The 20,044-nt window shown below is 36.1% G+C and carries 10 protein-coding genes; 4 read left to right on the forward strand and 6 right to left on the reverse strand.

The window, feature by feature from the left end; translation table 11 throughout:
* Positions 1-291: 291 nt before the first annotated feature.
* The 6 genes from GOQ16_RS04345 to GOQ16_RS04370 are packed head-to-tail and all read right to left on the reverse strand — an operon-like array spanning position 292 to position 12,842.
* Positions 292-2,013 carry an endo-1,4-beta-xylanase gene (locus GOQ16_RS04345; RefSeq protein ID WP_160068187.1) on the reverse strand — a complete coding sequence of 574 codons (1,722 nt, stop codon included), beginning with the start codon at positions 2,011-2,013 and terminating at the stop codon, positions 292-294.
* 17 nt (positions 2,014-2,030) lie between these two features.
* On the reverse strand, positions 2,031-3,047 hold the full coding sequence (locus GOQ16_RS04350) for a DUF5627 domain-containing protein (RefSeq protein ID WP_192922504.1): 1,017 nt from the start codon (positions 3,045-3,047) through the stop codon (positions 2,031-2,033).
* A 32-nt stretch (positions 3,048-3,079) separates the two neighbouring features.
* Positions 3,080-4,849, reverse strand: a complete 1,770-nt coding sequence (locus GOQ16_RS04355; protein WP_160068188.1) for a RagB/SusD family nutrient uptake outer membrane protein — start codon at positions 4,847-4,849, stop codon at positions 3,080-3,082.
* Positions 4,850-4,870: 21 nt separating this feature from the next.
* On the reverse strand, positions 4,871-7,726 hold the full coding sequence (locus GOQ16_RS04360; protein ID WP_160068189.1) for a SusC/RagA family TonB-linked outer membrane protein: 2,856 nt from the start codon (positions 7,724-7,726) through the stop codon (positions 4,871-4,873).
* Between the two features lie 19 nt (positions 7,727-7,745).
* Positions 7,746-9,680 carry a RagB/SusD family nutrient uptake outer membrane protein gene (locus tag GOQ16_RS04365; protein WP_160068190.1) on the reverse strand — a complete coding sequence of 645 codons (1,935 nt, stop codon included), beginning with the start codon at positions 9,678-9,680 and terminating at the stop codon, positions 7,746-7,748.
* A gap of 12 nt (positions 9,681-9,692) precedes the next feature.
* A complete protein-coding gene (locus GOQ16_RS04370; RefSeq protein WP_204987417.1) occupies positions 9,693-12,842 on the reverse strand; it encodes a SusC/RagA family TonB-linked outer membrane protein in 3,150 nt (1,049 codons plus the stop codon).
* 456 nt (positions 12,843-13,298) lie between these two features.
* Between GOQ16_RS04370 and GOQ16_RS04375 the strand changes: the two genes are divergently transcribed.
* The 4 genes from GOQ16_RS04375 (at position 13,299) to GOQ16_RS04390 (ending at position 20,043) form a co-directional block, all read left to right on the forward strand.
* Complete coding sequence (locus GOQ16_RS04375) at positions 13,299-17,366, forward strand: hybrid sensor histidine kinase/response regulator transcription factor (RefSeq protein WP_160068191.1); 4,068 nt, start codon at positions 13,299-13,301, stop codon at positions 17,364-17,366.
* A 180-nt stretch (positions 17,367-17,546) separates the two neighbouring features.
* Positions 17,547-18,215, forward strand: a complete 669-nt coding sequence (gene fsa, locus GOQ16_RS04380) for a fructose-6-phosphate aldolase (RefSeq protein ID WP_160068192.1) — start codon at positions 17,547-17,549, stop codon at positions 18,213-18,215.
* Between the two features lie 8 nt (positions 18,216-18,223).
* A complete protein-coding gene (locus GOQ16_RS04385; RefSeq protein WP_160068193.1) occupies positions 18,224-19,075 on the forward strand; it encodes a transketolase in 852 nt (283 codons plus the stop codon).
* Positions 19,076-19,086: 11 nt separating this feature from the next.
* Positions 19,087-20,043: a transketolase family protein gene (locus GOQ16_RS04390; RefSeq protein ID WP_160068194.1), complete on the forward strand. Its 957-nt coding sequence runs from the start codon at positions 19,087-19,089 to the stop codon at positions 20,041-20,043.
* Position 20,044: the final 1 nt, after the last annotated feature.

Raw genomic sequence — 20,044 nt, forward strand, 5'->3', positions numbered from 1 at the left:
ACGATCTATTTTAAAATCAAGCTTTATTGTACTGGAAGATCTTTTTATGGTATGATTTATATATTTTATCCTGTTAATAGATTACTTTTTTTAGAGTTTTTTCTTTCAATTTTATTTATATAAAAGATTTCATAGTGGGTGAAATGTGGTAAGACTTAAATTGAATATAGAATGAATTTATGTCGCAATGATTTGATAATAAGTTGTTGCTTTGTATTCGTTTGTAAAGAAAAAGGGAGGATGAACTTAATTCATACCTCCCTTTGATAATTTACGATTAATCAATATTTATCATTTACCTTGAAATGCTTCAATGATGCCTACATAAGCAGGTTTGCGTTGGTATCCAGATTTGTTGGTAAAGATTCCAACAGGCTCATTTGGACGCCATGATGAGGTTGCAGTTTGATCAATTGGGCTTCTGAAGGTTATTCCAGCGCGCTGTGCTGCAGGAATTTTACTATTGTAAGCTTTAATAAACCAATTGTACATCTTTGATTGCTCTAAATATAAAGATGGTGTAGCATTAGAAATAGGACCGCCAATACCAATATCGAGGGCTGATATCTTTACAAACTTTCCAGTAGCCGCTAATTTCTGTAGGGCATTTTCTATTTTAGCTTTATCAGCATCTAGATTCAATGCAAATTCAGTAGCAATACCATCAACTTTTGCACCTTTTTGTTCTGTATAAGCGATCAGATCTTTTAGCCCTTCTATTTTTTCTGGTATTTGATCTAGATTTGTTTCAGTGATGTAAATTTTGTCTGTGCTATTAGCATATTGTTTAATCATATTTATCGCTACAGCGGCATAATCTTTTCCGAGATAGTCTTGCCAGTAGAATATACTGTCTGGCAGTGCACCGCCACCAAGATTACCTCTTAATTGAGTAGGATTATTGTTATCCATAGGTTGATAGATTACACTCCAAGATTTGATTTTATCTTTTCCTGCTTCGCCAATTGCTTTTATGAACTTATCTAATTCTGCTGTGATAATTTGTCTTTTTTCTTCTGTAGATTTTATAATAGTTTCACCAGGGATTTCCCAATTCATTTTGATATTGTCAAGCAAGTAGTCTGGTGATCCTGTTTGTGATCCTACGGTTAGCACGAAAGTATTCCATTCCTTTTGTTCGTCTGTTAACTTCAGTGATGAAATCGGTAAGACAATCATTCCTCTTCCCCAGACATTATTTTGTATACCGAAGGAAGAAGGGCCACCAAATCCTGGTTCTAACGTAGGATTTCCATAATCAGCGGTAATTGCCATACGCATACCTCCACCATAGAAGCCACAACAGTCACCACCTTTGAAGTCTAAAGTTACATTCTTATAGTATTTCAATTTTCTTCCCTCGGGTAGGGTAATTCTGAATTGTGGAAATGCTGTATTTGTAACTTTTAAAACACGTAGAACTTTGCCGCTATTTCCAGTAGCTACAGGGTCCAACATAACGGTTGCTGTTGAAGCATCAACATTCGTTGGATAGGTTTTTCCAACTTCATCCCCTTCAAAATCAACTACATTATCAACTCCAGATACCCCAGGTAGCACGACGTTTGCTATTAATCGATTAAGGGGGGCTGCTCGTTGATCATTATGCCATACTAGATGTCCAGCATGAATTGGGGTAGGAGTCGCACTGTTTTCCACAGTACTAAGCGCTGTTACAATATTATCAATATTAATTGATCCATCCGCTTGCACTAAGTTCTCATGAGTAAAAGCCCCAGAAGTAATATTTAGTTCATCAAAATGTTGGGTCAACAGTCTATAAAGTAGGTTGTTAGCGCTCATATCTCCTAAGCTCACTTCCGCACCAATATTAATATTGGATTGACTACTTTTATCGATATAACTTTTTAAAATATCATATCCATCTCTAATTTCTTGATCAATCAAGCTTTGTGGCTTATCCACAAAGCTTTCTCTATTTTCGAATTTAGTACATGCGCTAAACAGTGTAGTAGTAAATAGCAGCAATGTAATTTTCTTAATTGTTCTCATAGATTTCAATAATTTAATTAATTCTGAACTGGTGTGAAATACTCAGGAGATACTCCACGATCACGAGCAACTAGAGTGTCTTGTGTAACAATTTTTCCAGTGATTTGTCTTGCATTAGTACCGCTTCCTACAGTTACATTGGAATAATTTACTTCATAGTTCAGATACAGCACACTTCTATCTCTATTTCCCCAACTGTTTTTTTCTCCATTAGTAACATAGCGTCCTGTTCCAGAAGCCGTATAGCCATTTGAATTTGTCGTAATGGTACATTCACCATTTTGATTAAATGTGAGTAATAAAGTACATGTGAAAATGTTGCCATTATCAGCATCCCTGAATTGAACAGGGAACTCAATTTGATTTAAGCTCTTGGTCTTTAAATTATTTACTTCATCATTTTCTACGTACTGTTTGTGACGTACTACATTTCTAGCTACGCTACCAGTCATCTGGTCACTACCTCTTCTTAGATAATTTCCATGCCATGGATTGATGAATTTTAAAGCGTAAAAAACAAAATTCTTATCCGCTAAAATTGTATCTGCATTTTGTACATTATTCATTCTAAGAGGCAATACATAATTATTTGAAATGGCTAAAGGGTCTGCAAAAAAAGCATCTGTAAGTTGTACCACAACTCCACCTAATATTTCACCTTTTTTAATAACTATTTGATTAGAATTCATTGTGAAATAGTTTGAGGGCAGGGGTAATATAGGTGATGAACCAGCTCCAAAACGCATATTAGTCAATAAGCTATTGTCAATAGAATAATCTATTACTACGTCATTTTGGTTGGATCGTGTACCACCCAACGTAGCTTTGATTTCTACTTTATGCTCGTTGTCCAATGAATTGTCAAAATTCATATCTTCTCCTAGAACTACTGTTCGAATAGGGTATTGATTAGCGAAATAGACAGCTTGATAATCAAAATCAGGATGTACAATTTCCGTATTTTTACAACCGTATACTATACTTAATAGAATAATAAGCATAAGGTTGGTTATCGTTTTATTATTGTTTTTCATATTAATATATTGAAATAAGTAACCAAAAATTATTATTCCCAACCATTGTTTTGATACAGGTTATTATATTTAATTGTTTCTGACTGAGGAATTGGTCCATAAATCATGTAGTCTTGATACGTGCGTGCTTCAACACTTATTTGGCTATAATTTCCACCTACAATATCAATCCCATATGCTGTAGTATTTAAGTCTTCTTTCCATCTTCTGAGATCCCAAAAGCGAAAACTCTCAAAACTTAGTTCCAATCTACGTTCATTACGGATTAACTGTCTCATTTTATCCTTATCTGTCTTACATTCTTCTAGGTACGCATCGTTGTTAGTAGTACCAATACCTGCTCTTTTTCGGATAGCTTTTATCACATCATATGCTGAGAATGCGTGAGTGCCTGATCCAGTAGGTCCCCATGCTTCATTAGCTGCTTCTGCATAATTCAAATACATCTCAGTGTACCTAATCCTTGGTGAATATTTGTTTTTATTGCTCGTACTCTGTGGATTACGATTCACATCCATTCTTAACCTTTTCTTCAAGTAATAGCCCGTACGCGTAGAAGTCTCTCTGTTATTGAGGGCATCAACTGTAGGTGATTGGCTAGTCGTTTGAATAACTGTGTTATTTGTACCTGCTGTGGCTCCATTATAGATGACATAATGTGTTAATCGAGGATCACGACTTGCATATGGATTAGTAGCACTATACCCACTATTCGGATGGTTAATTGGGTATCCATTAGCCATAGGAAATGCATCAACAAGATTTTGTGTTGGATTTATAAATCCATTACCAAATAAGCTAGGAGGGTAGTTTTGCGATTCTTGATCTCCATTATTCGTTTGAATATTTTCTCTCCAGATGATCTCTGGAGGATTTGAGCCTTGTGAAAGACCGTCAATCTCGCCTTGGTTATTATAAAAGGTATGTCCATTTGCAGGTAATGCATTCGCTCCACCTTTATAATTTATAATTTCCGCGGCAGCATTTGCTGCATTTTCCCATGAGTAATTATTTGAAGCATGTTGAAAAGCTGGACTAGCGGCTAGCAACGTAGTTCTAGCACGCATAGATTTTGCTATCAATGCATTGAATAATTGGCGACTATGTGTACCCATTACTCTACTATATGTTCCTACGTTTGTGGTCACACTTCTAAATTTTTCAGGTATTTGACTTTCATTACTTACATCATTGTATTCCATAGGTAAATAGTATTCCGCACTATCTAAATCCGTTAAAATTTGTTGAATACAATCTTTAAAACTTGCTCTTGGTAAATTAAATTCACTGTTAGCGGTTTGATATTCTGTAATAAGCGGTACTCCTAATAATTCTCCGTTAGATGCAATACCGGCATGGTTACGTACCAAATAATATAAATACAGCGCGCGTAAACCAAAAGCTTCGCCTCTTAAACGCATGTTAAAGAGTCTGGCAACTTCTGGATCATTAGCCCAATGTACTTTTTCAGAATTAGCTAAAAAAAGGTTGAGATAAAGCAACGAGCCATAACCAGTATTCCAAAAGTTCAAAGGATTGTAAGTAGCTGTCCAAGAACCTGTAGCAACTTGTAAATAATCGTTTGTACGGACATTAGTCACTGCGTCATCGGTAGCTACATCACTATTGTTGTAATATCCAGGAATAGTTCTGTATGTTGTATTTAAAAACCCTTGGGCAAATCTTGAATCATTATACATTTGATCCTCAGATTTTAAATTTTCAGGATCGGGTTCAAACCATTTCTTACAGCTGATAAAAGAGATGGCAATTAATCCTAATATAAATATTTTGATTTTCATATTTCTTTATTTAAATAATCCCTAAAATGATGCTGTAAAACCCAAATTATAAAAGCGATTTTGAGGTGCTGAACCGATATTTGTTTCCATCATTTTGCGCTCTTTGGATATAACTAATAGATTATCCCCATTTACATAAACTCCCATTTTTTTGATTAATGAAGAGTTCTTAAAAATTTGTTCGCGAAGGTCATAAGTGAACTGTACGCGAGTCAAATTAAAACGGTTATTGTTATATTGCCAGAAAGTTGAATTTTGGAAATTGTTAGCACTACTCGTACTAGTAAGTCGTGGGTAAGTAGCTGTTTGCGCAGTACTTTCAGTCCACCTGTCTAATACGACATCCGAGTATTTATTCAAGCCACGAACCCAGTAGTAAGAGTTATTTTTGAAACCAATAGCTCCATGAATACCGGATCCCATAGCAAAGAATGTCAGGTTTTTATATTTCAAGGTTAAATTTACACCATAAGTTATTGGATTAGCAGCCCAGCCATTGTGACCTAATTCAACTTGATCACGACCATCTATGAGTCCATCTTCATTTACATCCGTATACTTAATGTCTCCTGGTTTCAATGTTCCACCAATTGTCTGTCTTGCATGGTTATCAATTTCCTCTTGACTTTGGAATAAGCCTTCTGCTTTGTAGCCAAAATATGCATCCAAAGGCCTACCTACACGATTTTGGTAAGCGTATTCGTAGTTTTCTTCTCTTTTGATTACTTCAGAGTCATAAATCATTCCTACAATACCAACATTGTAATAGAAATTATTAATCTTATTATTCAAATTTAATGAGAAATCTACGCCTGTACGCATCTCTTCACCAAAATTGAAGTTCGGAAGGAAATCCCCTTGTCCCGTGAAATAGGATGGAAATATTGTTGAACCTCTAGATAGTAAGCCTTTAATATTTTGTTTAAAATAATTAGCATTCAGATGTAGTCTATTCCCAAAAAGTGACGACTCAAATCCAACTCTCACTTCGTCACGATTCACAAATGTTAAATTGGGATTCGCACCTCTACCAGACATTGTGGTATATCCACCACTAGCTCCGTCTCTCCATGTGAACCAACCACCAAGTCCTTCTTGGTTACCAAAATTTCCTGCATATAAGTAATGCGCGTTGATATCAAGATCTTGCTTTAGGGATGCATATGTTCCGGTTAACTTTAGGTCATCGATAAACGTTAGATTATCCTTGATAAAATTTTCCTCGCTCAATCTCCAACCTAAAGTACCTGTAGGAGAGAAGCCTCTTCTATTGTTTTCTGGTAACTTAGATGAATGCACCACATTGCCGTTGAAATTCACATAGTATTTTTGCTTGAAATTATATCCCGCATGAATTCCAAGATTGGTATTTCTAAATGGATGATATTCACTTCCTCCATCAGTATCCGGATCACTTGAATACTGAGAAATATATCCAAAACCTACAAGCTTAGCACTTACATTATGATGTTGATTGAATGTACGTTGATAATCTAATTGAGAGATTGACGTTAAAGTTTGGTCATACAATGAAGTACCTATGAATTCATTTGTACTATTACCATCATTACCAAATTTTTGCAAACTTTTGATAATATCTTTTCCATCAATATTTACCCATTCTGGTTGGTATGTAGCGTATGGTACAGAATATCCTTCTGTATATCTGGTCGTGTAATCCATACTAAACTGCGTCTTAAAAGATAATCCTGGCGTAATACCACTTAGATCAGCTTGTGCGCCTACATTAAACATGAATGTTCTATGTTTATTTTTGATGTAACCAGAAGCCATCATTTGCGACAATTGGTTTGTTTGAATAGTTGAAAGACCACCTAACAGATATTTTCCATCAATAATATTGTTGGAGTTTTTTACAATGATTTGTAAATCTTCGTTATCTGGGTCCAACATATCAATAGGAACATAATGATGGAACCAATCATTATTCGGTCTAAAACTACTTGCCATTCCCCAAAAATCACCTCTCGCGTAATATTGATCCGTCATGATTGCTACTGCGTCTGTAGATGCACTTAACCAATCAGTAAGTTTCATATCCACATTTGAACGTACATTAAGTGAGAAATCATTGTTCTTGTCCGCTACACCATATTTTAAAATGTTGTTGTTGTAAGCTAATCCAACATTTGTGTAATATTTTGTACGATCAGTACCACCGCTTATTTCCGTCGTAAGATCAGATTTGTAGCTGAACTTTCTCAAATAATCACTTGAATAAAGATTTAAGTCTGGGTAGCGATATGGATTAGTACCATTTGCTGTATTATATATTTCTTCTTCGGTGTATCTTTCTGTAAGGCCATCGTTGCGAAGTGCTTCATTATATAAGCCCATATACTCAGCTGCATTAAGATAAGTAGGGTATGATTTGGGCACAAATACTCCAGTGTTTAATCTAAAATCAACACCTAGAGGTTTTTTCTTTCCTCTTTTTGTTGTGATCAATACCACACCTCTAGATCCAGCAGAGCCATATAATGCGATACTACCTGCATCTTTTAATATTGAGATAGATTGAATTTCATTTAATCTAACATCGGAAGCTCTGCGTTCTGTACCATCAAGAAGGATTAGTGGACTTTGTCCCCATATATTTCCCGAATAGCCGCTTATGAAACTTTGTAAATTATCAAGACTATATGTTCCGAAGCTTTTTTCAAGGAGTTCGGTCACATTAATAGATGATACAGCACCGAGTATATCTTTTTTATTGATGCTTCCAAAGGCAACATTTACAAGACTATCATTAGATTCTTGTGCTATGTTTAATTGATTGTTTTGTCCATTGGAAGTAGAGACTTTAAAAGCTAATGCCGCAAGAATCCAATAAACTTTTATGTTATTTTTAATCATTTTATCAACAGTTTAAATTTTACCAACCAGGATTCTGTGAAAAACCTTCGTAAATATTTACATCAGATACTATGAATGGAAACCAATAATGTCTTTTTTCATATTTCCTTTCGAAGATTGTGAATTGTCTATAGTTTAGTACTCTAGCGTTTCTAGGGTCTGCATAAACCTGATCATTTGGCATACCTCGATCAAACTCAATTCCTTTTTTGTAGACATAAGGTTTCTCTGATAATAATAGCCAGCGTCTTAAATCATTAAAGCGATGTCCTTCGAATGATAGTTCTACAGCTCTTTCTCTTCTGTATTCCGAACGGAATGCATCTTGTGAAGAACGGAATTTAGGAGCGACATGTCCTACATTTAATCCTGGTCTATCGCGAACAAAATTTACTGCATCTACCGCAGTTTTATTATAGTTTGCTGATTTACCTGTTGGCGAATTGTACCCTTCCGACGCAGCCTCTGCGTACATTAAGTATACATCAGCTAGTCGCATTAAGCTTAGATACATCACATTATTATCCATATTTCCTTCCCAATCGTTGGATAAACGTGATATATACTTAGCCAACATATATCCAGTTATAGGCGCTCTATGGGAGTTGTCTGTACGAAAGAATCCTCCTGTATGAAGACTTGCATATTGTTTTCTATGGTCATTTTGTACGTAACTTCCATTATTTACTACCTTCTCACCGTCTATCATAATGTCATGGTAAAATCTTGGATCTCTTCCCTTCCAAGGAAAATTAGGATCGTATCCTGACTCCGCATCGGGTTGTGAAGGGTTTTCAATATTTATTGGAAGACCATTTGCCATACCATAATTGTCAACATAATTGGCAGTTGGATATGCCTTGATACCCCTTGCAATAATGGCATACGGCCTGTAGTCAGTAGATTGATTCCATCTGAAACGTCCATTGGACTCGGCATGGTTTTCAAGCATTATAGCTTCTCTATACCTTTTTTCAGTACCACCTTCTTGCACACTAATAGCACCAGGGATTGCTCCGTTTTGTGCGAATGTGTAGAATATCTTGGAGTAGTGTTCGAATGGAATTAAGGAATACCTACCTGTTGATTCGCAAATTTGCAATGCTTCGCCAAGTGCTTCGGCTGCTCTTTTGCAAAAATCTGCATTGTATGTACGACTTCCTGTTGATTCTTCATTCATTAAAGGACTACCCGCATAAAGTAAATTTTTGCCTAAAAAAGTTAAGGCCATAATCTTATTAGCTCTTCTGTCGTTATTCCCTCTTGTTACAGAACCAGCAGCAGTTTGGTCCCAATCAACAGGTAATAAATCAGCCGCTTTACGTAAATCCTCGGCCACTTTTTCGGCAGTCTCTTGATAATTTAATCTAGGAACTCTTGGAGGCTCAGCCGGTGATAATGCTACATCGATATACGGTAATCCACCCCAATATTGCATAAGCATAAAGTGAAACCATCCTCTGAAAAAGTAAAGTTGACCTTCGATTAGTTTTTTCTCTTCTGGGGTTGCTTCGGTTAATAATTCAAGGTTAGCTAATCCAATATTTGCTTTACGTATGCCGTACCATGACAAGCCCCAAAGATTTCCTTTATCTCCTCTAGCATTGCTTGTAGGATTGCCTCCAGCCTTAAACCATGAACCAAATATGGCATTGTTCCAAGCCCAATAATCACCATGGTCAACATTGTATGCGAATAAGCGATTGTCACCCATTTCCCATAGCTCATCTTCACCAAAGTTCCAATTGTTGTGTGATCCAATAGCTGTAATTAATGGCACACAATTGTATAGTTCTTCTACAAATCCCTGATAATTTCTAAAACTTTCGAATGCTTGAGTTTCATCGATATCTGCTAATGGGGATTTATCTAAATATTTTTTACAAGAAGTAATTCCCAATATCATTGAAATAATAACCAATGGAAACACTAACTTTTTTATATTATTCTTCATAATTATCATGTTTTAAAAGGTAATATCCAGACCCATATTATAGCGTCTTACGGTAGGATAAGCTCCCCCCGAAGAACCAGCTGCAAAGTTCGATTCTCTATCATCTGGCATTTTTGTCCATAATAATAAGTTGTTACCATTTAAGTAAAATCGGCAAGAACTTAAACCTAATTTTTTAACGGTTGCTCCTTTGAAAGTGTACGCTAATTCTGCATTTTTGAGACGTAAGTAAGAGCCATCATATAGATAGCGTGTACCCTCACCACCAAATGGATTAGCTGAAGAATACCTTGGAAGAGGTACCTCACCACCACCATTTTCCTTCGTCCAATAGGTGCCTTCTACATAAGCTACATTTGATCCGGAATACGTGTTGAATGTTGGGAATGTTACTTCTCTGGTTACATTATTTACGCCATAAAACTGTAAGAAAAAGGATAGATTTTTCCATTCTGCTCCAATTGTAGCGTTGTATGTATTTCTAGGTGAACCAGAATATTCATAAGGAGTAGAGTCAAAACGATCAATCACACCATCTGCGTTGAAATCTATGATGTTATAATCTCCAGCAAGCTTCATGTTATCATTTGATGTACGTACAGTACTTCCATAAATGTCATCCCATGTTTGCAAGTAGCCGTGGTCTAGAAATGCTCTATATTGACCTAATTGAGTACCTTGTTGTTTTTGATAATCTGGAAGTAAAGCAGGATCATCTCTAAATAGAATTGTGTTTTTAGCATAAGTCATACTGGTATTTGCCCATAATCTCAAATCTGAGGATAAGCGATGATTTAGGTTCAACGTAAATTCATATCCTTTACCTTCTACACTACCAAGATTGGCAATAGGAGCTGACTGACCAAAGTAGGATGGAACAGCACGTGATCCGCCTGAAATTAGAATGTCTGTTCTTAGATCTTTAAAGAAGTCAATATCACCGGATATTAGACCATTGAATAAGGAGTATTCAATACCAAAATTTTGTTTTTCAACTTTTTCCCAAGCGATATAAGGATTACCTAATGTACTTATTCTATAGAAAGTATATGGTGTGCTTTGTAATGGGCTTCCCATTTCAGTATTTCCACCGAAAGACCATTGATCATTATACAACCAACGTCCACCACCACTGTCATCACCGATTTTACCCCAAGAAGCACGTAACTTTAAATTTCTTACGAATTTTACATTTTCCATAAACTTCTCGTTAGAAATAATCCAACCAGCAGCTAATGAAGGGAAGAAGTCAAATCTATTATCCGGCCCGAATTTTTCTGAACCGTTGTATGCACCATTCGCTTCGAATAAATATCTTCTGTCATAATCGTATACCGTACGAAATACCCAGTCTTCGCGATACCGAGCGAATTCACTTCCTCGAGCAAACTTTTCACGTAGAAAAACACCAGTCGCGCTGATATCATGCTTACCAATGCTCGTGGCGTAATTGATTTGTCCAGAATAATTGACACGACGGTAAGTAGCGCCTTTATCCACTGAACCACTTTGATTACTCCAACGGATCATATCCATCTGATCCATATTGGTAGACAAGTCAATAGGATCAAAAATCATGTTACCTGAATCTGGGTCAATCCATTTTTTAACGGGTTGATTCGGATCCGTCACACCACGACCATTCTCTCTAAAAGAATTATCAATCGAATAATTTGCACGCAATGTTAAACCAGGAAGAATAGCTTTCAAATCTTGATTTAATGTAAAGTCTGTGGTTAATTGAGTTTGCGTACTTTTTTCTGCTCCCGAAAACGCCAAGATGTACATAGAGTTCGGTACATCGTAATCACGCTGTGGATAATATCCCCATGTGCCGTCAGAATAGATTGGACGCATGGCATCTGGTGCGGTACGGTAAACGGAAGTCCAAAAGCGACCATCGTTTCCACCTACACCAAATGGATATTGTCTTACACCGTTTGAACCAAATAATTTGGTTGAAAGTTTTGTCGTACTGGATAATGTGAAATCTAGATTACTACGAACATTCAATCTATCGTATCTAAAATTAGATTTATAACCCCGGTTATTTTCAAATGTCTTGAATATATCACCTTCCCCTGCGTAATCTACAGACGCGAAGTATTTTACAATTTCACTACCACCCTGTACATTCACATTTGCGCCATATGCAGTTGCGTAATCGCGAAATAGCTCTTTTTCCCAGTCTGTATTAGGGTATCTGTCCCATTCTTCATCATTAGCTGGGAAACGATATTTCAATAATATCTCTTCGGGTCTAATATGAGCCCATGTAGTTGGTAATACCATCAATTCATTTTCCACGACTCTATTTCTGAGTGAAAGACCATCGTAAGAATCATATTTGCTTGGTAATTTGGAAGGTACTTTTGCTGTTGAATTTACTTTTCCGCGTATTGTTGCTTTGCCCAAAGAACCTTCTTTGGTTTTTATTAATATTACCCCATTCGCGCCTTTGACACCAAAGACTGCGGTAGCAGACGCATCTTTCAATACTGAAATGCTTTCTACAGACCCGATATCAATAGATCCAATTGGACGTTCTATCCCATCTACTAATATTAGGGGAGAGCTGTTATTCCAAGATGTTTGTGCACGTATAAGAATTTGTGGGTCTTCACCTCCAGGCATACCTGTTGAGCTGGTGGTTACTAATCCTGGCAAATTTCCTGTTAAAGCCATACCTAAGTTGGTAACACCTCCTGTGCGTTCTAATACCTCACCTGTAGTTTGTGTAATTGCTCCTACAACACTTTCTTTCCTTTGCTTACCATAGCCCACGACAACTGTCTCTTCGATATCAATTGAAGATTCTTTTAAAAAGATTTCGATAGAATTTGGATTTTCAATTACATATTCAAGTTGATCAAAACCTACCATTGATATCAATAAGGTATTTCGCCCTTGAGGCAGATTGATCGTAAATTTTCCTTCACTATTTGAAGTTGTTGTAAAGTTGACGCCTTTCACTCTAATGGAAGCTCCCTCAACAGGCTCATTGCTTTCAGTTTTTACAATTCCTTGCACATTTCGACTTGATTGTGCTTGTACTTCAGAAACATTATAGAATGCGAAAAGCAGAAAAAACACGCAGGATACTGACAATCCCTCTAATTTTTTCAAATGCCTATCTAGTGTGATAGTAAATTTTATCATCATAGCATTGTATGTTTTTATTAATTGGTTAATAATTATAGATTATGATAATTTGGGATTATCATGGTTGTTGTTTGTAAACTATTACTCGTACAAACTAATTACATAGGAAGGAAATTGCTTAAGTACTGTCTTGCATTTGGTCATAATTTTTTGTCATAATTTGGTTTAAGTTAAAGGCAATAAAAAGTCAATAGCGATAGCGCTTACAACTCTTTAATTAATGATATACTAGTTGGTTTTTTGATTTATAATTGATAGTCTCAAAGCTACAGGCTGTAACAGATTTGTGATAGCAAGAATGTCAAAATGAATGCAAAGAATGTCTAATAGTAGGCTTCATATATAATATTTACAGCATTCAGTTCTTTGAAAAGTATTATTTTAATATCTTAGAACATGAGTAGTAAATGCAGTTGATATTTACTAATTCTAGCGATACCTATTATAAAACATTACATGAAAGCCTATATATTTTTTTTGGTTGCTGTATTCTCTACAATTAATGTTGTTGGACAAGAATTGCCAGTATCATTTCAACGATATTATTCTAAAGATGGATTGTCCTCTAATACCATTTACAGTATCTATCGGGATTCTTATGGATTTCTATGGTTAGGCACGGAGGATGGTTTGAATAGATATGATGGTAAAACCTACAAAGTATATCGTTATGATGCTAACCATCTGGGACTCAAAGCAAATCATATCACGGCACTATGTGAGGATCACCAAGGTCGAATTTGGATAGGAACTACTGGTGGAGGTCTAAGTTACTATGACCGTAAGTTGGACAAAATATTTGCTTACGAAAAAACTCCAGATGAACGTTGGTTGAGCTCAGCAATTACTTCATTAAAAAAGGATCACAATGGAAATATTTGGGTAAGTTCTTATGGGAATATCACTATAATCAACGCAAAAGATATTCACAAAATGCCTGATGCATCATACAACAAAGTCATAAGCTTTTTTCTGGAAAGATTTACTCGCTATATATTCAAAGACAAAGAAGGACAGATGTGGATATCTTCTATTGGGACGGTATATAAAATATCCAAAGACTTCAACGAAATTGCAGCATACAAAATTCCTTCTAAAACAAACAGCACGATAGAAATAAGTTCTATAACGGAAGATGAAAACAAAAGAATTTGGGCTGGATCGTCGCACGGTCTTTATTTTTTAGATTATAAAGGCTCATCATTTAAAGCATTTGATTCTGTCGCTAATAGTCGATTGAGTAGTAATAAAGTGTATGCGCTTGGTAAAGACCGAAAAGGTGGGGTATGGGTAGGTACGGATAATGGACTGGATATTTTAAATACTAGCAATTTTTCTATTCAACGTTTTAGACCGGATATATCCAATATTCACAGTTTAAGCCATAAATCCATAAGAAGTATTTATGCAGATCAATTTGGTATTTATTGGGTAGGAACATATCAAGGTGGATTGAATAAATACGATACGAATCTAAGTCAATTTGGTCTCAAAGGAATTAATCTGTTGGAACGTAGAGGTGAAAGTACCAACATGATTACCTCTTTTCTGGAATACAATAAGAATGTATTACTAGGAGTTGATGGTGGAGGAGTATATATGTACGACCGCGAATTAGATAAATTGACGCCGTTAAATCTTACAGAAAATATCAAAGACTACACTGTATTAGCACTCGAAGGATCAGGCAACGAAGTGTGGATAGGTACTTACCAGCAAGGTATTATTCAATATGACTTGAATTCTAAATCTTCTAAAAAGATTCAAGCAGGTAATGGTTCTAATCAGTTGAATAACAGTGAAGTTTTTTGTCTAACCCGAGATTATAAGGGTGATTTGTGGATTGGTACGAATGGTGGCGGTATAAATATTCTGAATGCTAAAGACGGGACAGTCAGCAAATATCTTGGACAAAATAGAAATGAAAATATTGATATAGAACCACCTAATAACTTTATTCGAGCTTTTAAGGAAGATTCGGAACACAATATGTGGGTTGGCTCATTTGGATCAGGTCTTTCTGTTTATAATCCAAAAACAAAAAAGACAACTTTTTACGATAGAGAGAATAGTGGATTGCCTAGTAATTATATATTAGCGATTCATATTGATAAGCGAGGTACTGCTTGGGTAGGAACGAACGGTAATGGAATTGGCGTTTTACGTAAGGGATCTAAAAAATTCGAAACAATTTCTGAGAATGAAGGATTGATAAATGGCGTAATTCAAAGTATTGTAGAAGATGACAACGGTAAAATATGGTTTAGTACCAATAGAGGTTTGAGTTGCTATGATCCAAATAATAAATCTTTCAAAAATTATACACAATCTGCTGGGCTACAACAAGGATCTTTTATGTTGGGGGCAGGGCTTAAAACTTCAGATGGAGAAATATTTTTCGGTGGACAGAATGGGTTTAACCACTTCTACCCAAAAGATTTGAAAACCAATGTTAATCCAGCACATGTCGTACTTACGGATTTAAAAATTGATAATCAGATTGTATTACCTTCCGAAGATGGGCCTATTCAATCCACATTACAGACTTCTGAAAGCATAAAATTAAAATACAAACAGAATTTCTCGATTTCGTTCGCCGCTTTGAATTTCACAGTTCCTGAAGACAATAGCTATGAATATCGTTTGGTTGGCTTTGACAAAAATTGGATAAAAGTAGGTAATGAGTTGAGCGCTTACTATACAAATTTAGATCCAGGAGAATATACTTTTGAGGTACGTGCTAGTAATAATGATGGTGTGTGGAGTGAGGATGTGACGCGGATTCACGTTGTGGTAGATCCACCATTTTGGCTTACAATCTATGCTTATATATTTTATTTGTTGGTTGCTTCTGGAACCTTACTCTATATTCGTCATCGAGGTATTCAAAATTTGAAGCAAAAATTCGCGTTAGAACAAGAGCGTATTCAGGCTAAACAGCTTATTGAACAGCAAAAACGCGAAGCGGAAACTTTGCACAAACTTGATCAAATGAAAATTAAGTTTTTGACAAATTTAAGTCATGAGTTTCGCACACCTATATCTCTTATTGTCGGTCCTATCGAAACATTGATTAATCAAGTGCAAGATTTACAAGCACGTAGTCAATTGGATTTGGTCAAGCGTAATGCGCGACGTCTACTCAATTTAGTGAATCAATTGTTGGATTTCAGAAAAATGGAAGAGCATGAGTTGAAACTTCAAAACAGGGAAGGCGATTTAGTAGCTGCGGTAAAAGAAGTATTTCAATCTTTCAATGATATGGCTTTGCAAAAGGGGATCGATTATTCTTTCTACAGTTGCCAAGAAAAACTATATTCATCATTCGATGAAGACAAAATTGAACGTATACTTTTCAATTTAATTTCTAATGCATTCAAATTCACCACAAAAGGCGGAGATATAGCCGTTAGTATTACTTCAGCAGAATATCAGGACAATAATAAAATAAAAGTCTTGTTTGAAGTGCGCGATACTGGAATTGGAATACCTACCGAAGCACGAGAATCTATTTTTGAAAGCTTCTTTCAACACGATACAGCAGGTAAAGTTCTTAATCAAGGCTCTGGCATAGGTCTATCTATAGCAGACTCTTTTGTTAAAATGTACAAAGGGAAAATTTGGGTTGAAAGTGAAGTAGGGAAGGGAAGTATTTTCTATTTTGATCTTATTTTGGATTATGCCGAAGAGCCAATGTTGGAAGAGGTGGATGAAATAGCAATTATCGAACAAAATCTAGATAGTGAAGCACGGAGTAAACCTTCCTTATTGATTGTAGAAGATGATGATGATTTTAGAGATTATCTCAGTGAAGTGTTGAGTGAGAATTATAAGGTACTGGAAGCGGTCAATGGCAAGGAAGGATGGCAAAAAGCATTATTCCATCATCCGGACATTGTAATCTGTGATGTACAAATGCCACAAATGAATGGTATGGAATTGGCACAAAAAATGGCGCAAGATAAGCGCACTAAGCATATTCCGATTGTACTAATGACAGCCTCAAAAGTTGAAAATGGACTGGTGTGTGGATTGGAATCAGGAGCAGTAGACTATATTACAAAACCTTTTGATATCAATGTATTATTAGCTAAAGTAAATAGTTTGTTGATTCTCAATCAAGCATTTAAAGATGTGTATAGTAAACAAGTATCTATTGCAGTACCAGAGGTAGCGGTAGTGACAGAGAAAGATAAGTTCTTGAAAAATGTCTTGAATTATGTTTATGAAAACATGGATAATCCGCAACTTTCTGTTGAAGCACTTAGTGCACATCTTTTCATAAGTCGAGCATCACTTTACAACAAGTTACTGGAGTATACAGGTATGTCGCCAGTGGATTTTATACGGTCGGTGAAATTGGAAAAAGCAGCTAGTCTGTTGGAACGTAGTGATAAAACGATTTCGGAGATTGCGTACGAAACAGGTTTTGCAAACCCAAATTATTTTACGAAAGTATTCAAAGTTAAATATCAAATGACTCCTTCGGAATATATCAATACGATGAAAAAGAATGAGGTGTAACTACTAACTTCGATTACAAAAGACAAACAAGGATTTTAAGGGTATAAATGCATATTTTAGACATTTTTACCCTTATTTTTTTTATATGTTTCAGTGTAAATGTACATATTGCTATACATTTGCTTTAACACAATTGAGTAACAATTATAAACCAAGATAAACTACTTATCTATTTAAAACATGAAATTTTTTATTGATACTGCGAATTTGCAGCAAATACAGGAAGCACAAGATTTAGGTGTATTGGATGGAGTTACTACAAATCCATCTTTAATGGCTAAAGAAGGAATAAGCGGTGAAGAAAATGTAATCAATCATTATAAAGCGATTTGCGAAATAGTAGATGGCGATGTAAGTGCCGAGGTGATATCTACAACTTATGACGAAATGATCTTTGAAGGTGAGAAATTGGCGGCATTGCATCCAAGAATTGTGGTGAAAGTTCCAATGATCAAAGAAGGTATCAAGGCTATAAAATACTTTAGTAAAAAAGGAATAAAAACAAATTGTACATTGGTTTTTTCAGCAGGTCAAGCATTATTAGCAGCCAAAGCTGGAGCTACTTACGTATCCCCATTTATTGGAAGATTGGATGATATTTCTGTCAATGGATTGGATTTAATTAGTGAGATTCGTGAGATTTATGATAATTATGGTTACGAAACACAAATTTTAGCAGCTTCTGTACGTCATAGTGCACACATCTTGGGATGTGCAAAGATTGGCGCAGATGTAATGACTGGGCCACTTTCAGCTATAGTTGCACTCCTTAAACATCCACTTACGGATTCGGGATTAGCACAATTTCTTGCAGATCACCAAAGTGTTTCACAATTAAACGCGCGATAGAAATGGTGATGACAAAAAGTAGTGTATTCAATTTGGAAGCTATATGTACACAAGTAAGACGTGACATAGTACGAATGGTTCATGGTTGTCAATCAGGGCACCCTGGTGGTTCTTTAGGTTGTACAGAATTATTAGTAAGCCTCTATTTTGAAATTATGACACGAAATGAGGATTTTGATATAGATGGTGTAGATGAGGATTTGTTTTTCCTTTCCAATGGACATATATCGCCTGTATTCTACAGTGTGTTAGCAAGAGCGGGATATTTTGATGTAGCTGAATTAGCAACATTTAGAAAACTTAATTCTCGATTGCAGGGACATCCTACTACACATGAAGGATTACCTGGAGTGCGTATCGCGTCTGGTTCATTGGGGCAAGGACTATCTGTTGCGATAGGGGCTGCTCAAGCCAAAAAATTGAACGGAGATACTAAGCATGTATTTGTATTGATGGGTGATGGTGAACTTCAAGAAGGACAAGTGTGGGAAGCTGCCTTGTATGCACCACATAATAAAATGGATAATTTAATTGCCATTGTAGATTACAATGGTGCGCAAATAGATGGAGCGACAGCAGATGTGTTGTCTCTAGGTGATTTGAAATCCAAATGGGAAGCTTTTGGCTGGCAAGTTATTGAAGTTTTTAGAGGTAATCATATTCCTTCGGTTTTAGAAGGATTGCATTTAGCAAAGTCATTGTCCAATCAGGGTAAACCTACAATGATATTATTGCATACTGAAATGGGGCATGGTGTAGATTTCATGATGGGATCGCACAAATGGCATGGCGTATCACCTAATAATGATCAATTGGCTGAAGCACTTGCGCAAAATCCACAAACATTAGGGGATTATTAAGAATTAATTCAATGAAAAAATATACATATACAGAATCAAAAGATACGAGATCGGGATTTGGTGCGGGATTATTAGAAGCGGGCAAGCAGGATGAGCAGGTGGTGGCATTATGTGCTGACCTTGTCGGATCGCTTAAAATGCAAGATTTTATCAATGCTTTTCCAGATCGTTTTTTTCAGATTGGAATCGCTGAAGCAAATATGATGGGTATTGCGGCTGGTTTGACCATTGGAGGCAAAATACCTTTTACAGGTACATTTGCTAATTTTTCTACGGGAAGAGTGTATGATCAAATCCGACAATCAATAGCATATTCGGACAAAAATGTGAAAATCGCGGCTTCGCATGCTGGTTTGACTTTAGGTGAAGATGGTGCAACGCACCAAATATTAGAAGATATAGGTTTGATGAAAATGTTACCTGGTATGACTGTAATAAATCCATGTGACTACAATCAAACCAAAGCAGCCACGATTGCGGTAGCAAAATACCACGGCCCTGTATATTTACGTTTTGGTCGTCCAGTTGTTCCAAATTTTACACCTGCAGATCAAACTTTTGAAATCGGAAAAGCCGTTCTTTTAAATGAAGGCACGGACGTAACTATTTTGGCTACTGGCCATTTAGTATGGGAAGCTATTCAAGCAGGTGAGCAATTAGCGGAATTGGGAATCAATGCGGAAATTATTAATATTCATACCATTAAACCGCTTGACGAAGAAGCAATTTTAGCATCTGTAAAGAAAACGGGCTGCGTCGTTACCGCTGAAGAACACAATAGATTAGGCGGATTGGGAGATAGTGTTGCGCAAGTATTAATTAAGAATTATCCAGCGCCACAAGAATATGTTGCGGTTGATGATAGCTTTGGTGAATCGGGGACACCTGCAGAATTGATGCAAAAATATGGATTGGATGCTGCACATATCGTTTTAGCGGTGCAAAGAGTGATGAATAGAAAAAAATAGT

It is taken from the genome of Sphingobacterium bovisgrunnientis (assembly GCF_009829085.1).
In the GTDB taxonomy this organism is placed as follows: Bacteria; Bacteroidota; Bacteroidia; order Sphingobacteriales; family Sphingobacteriaceae; genus Sphingobacterium; species Sphingobacterium bovisgrunnientis.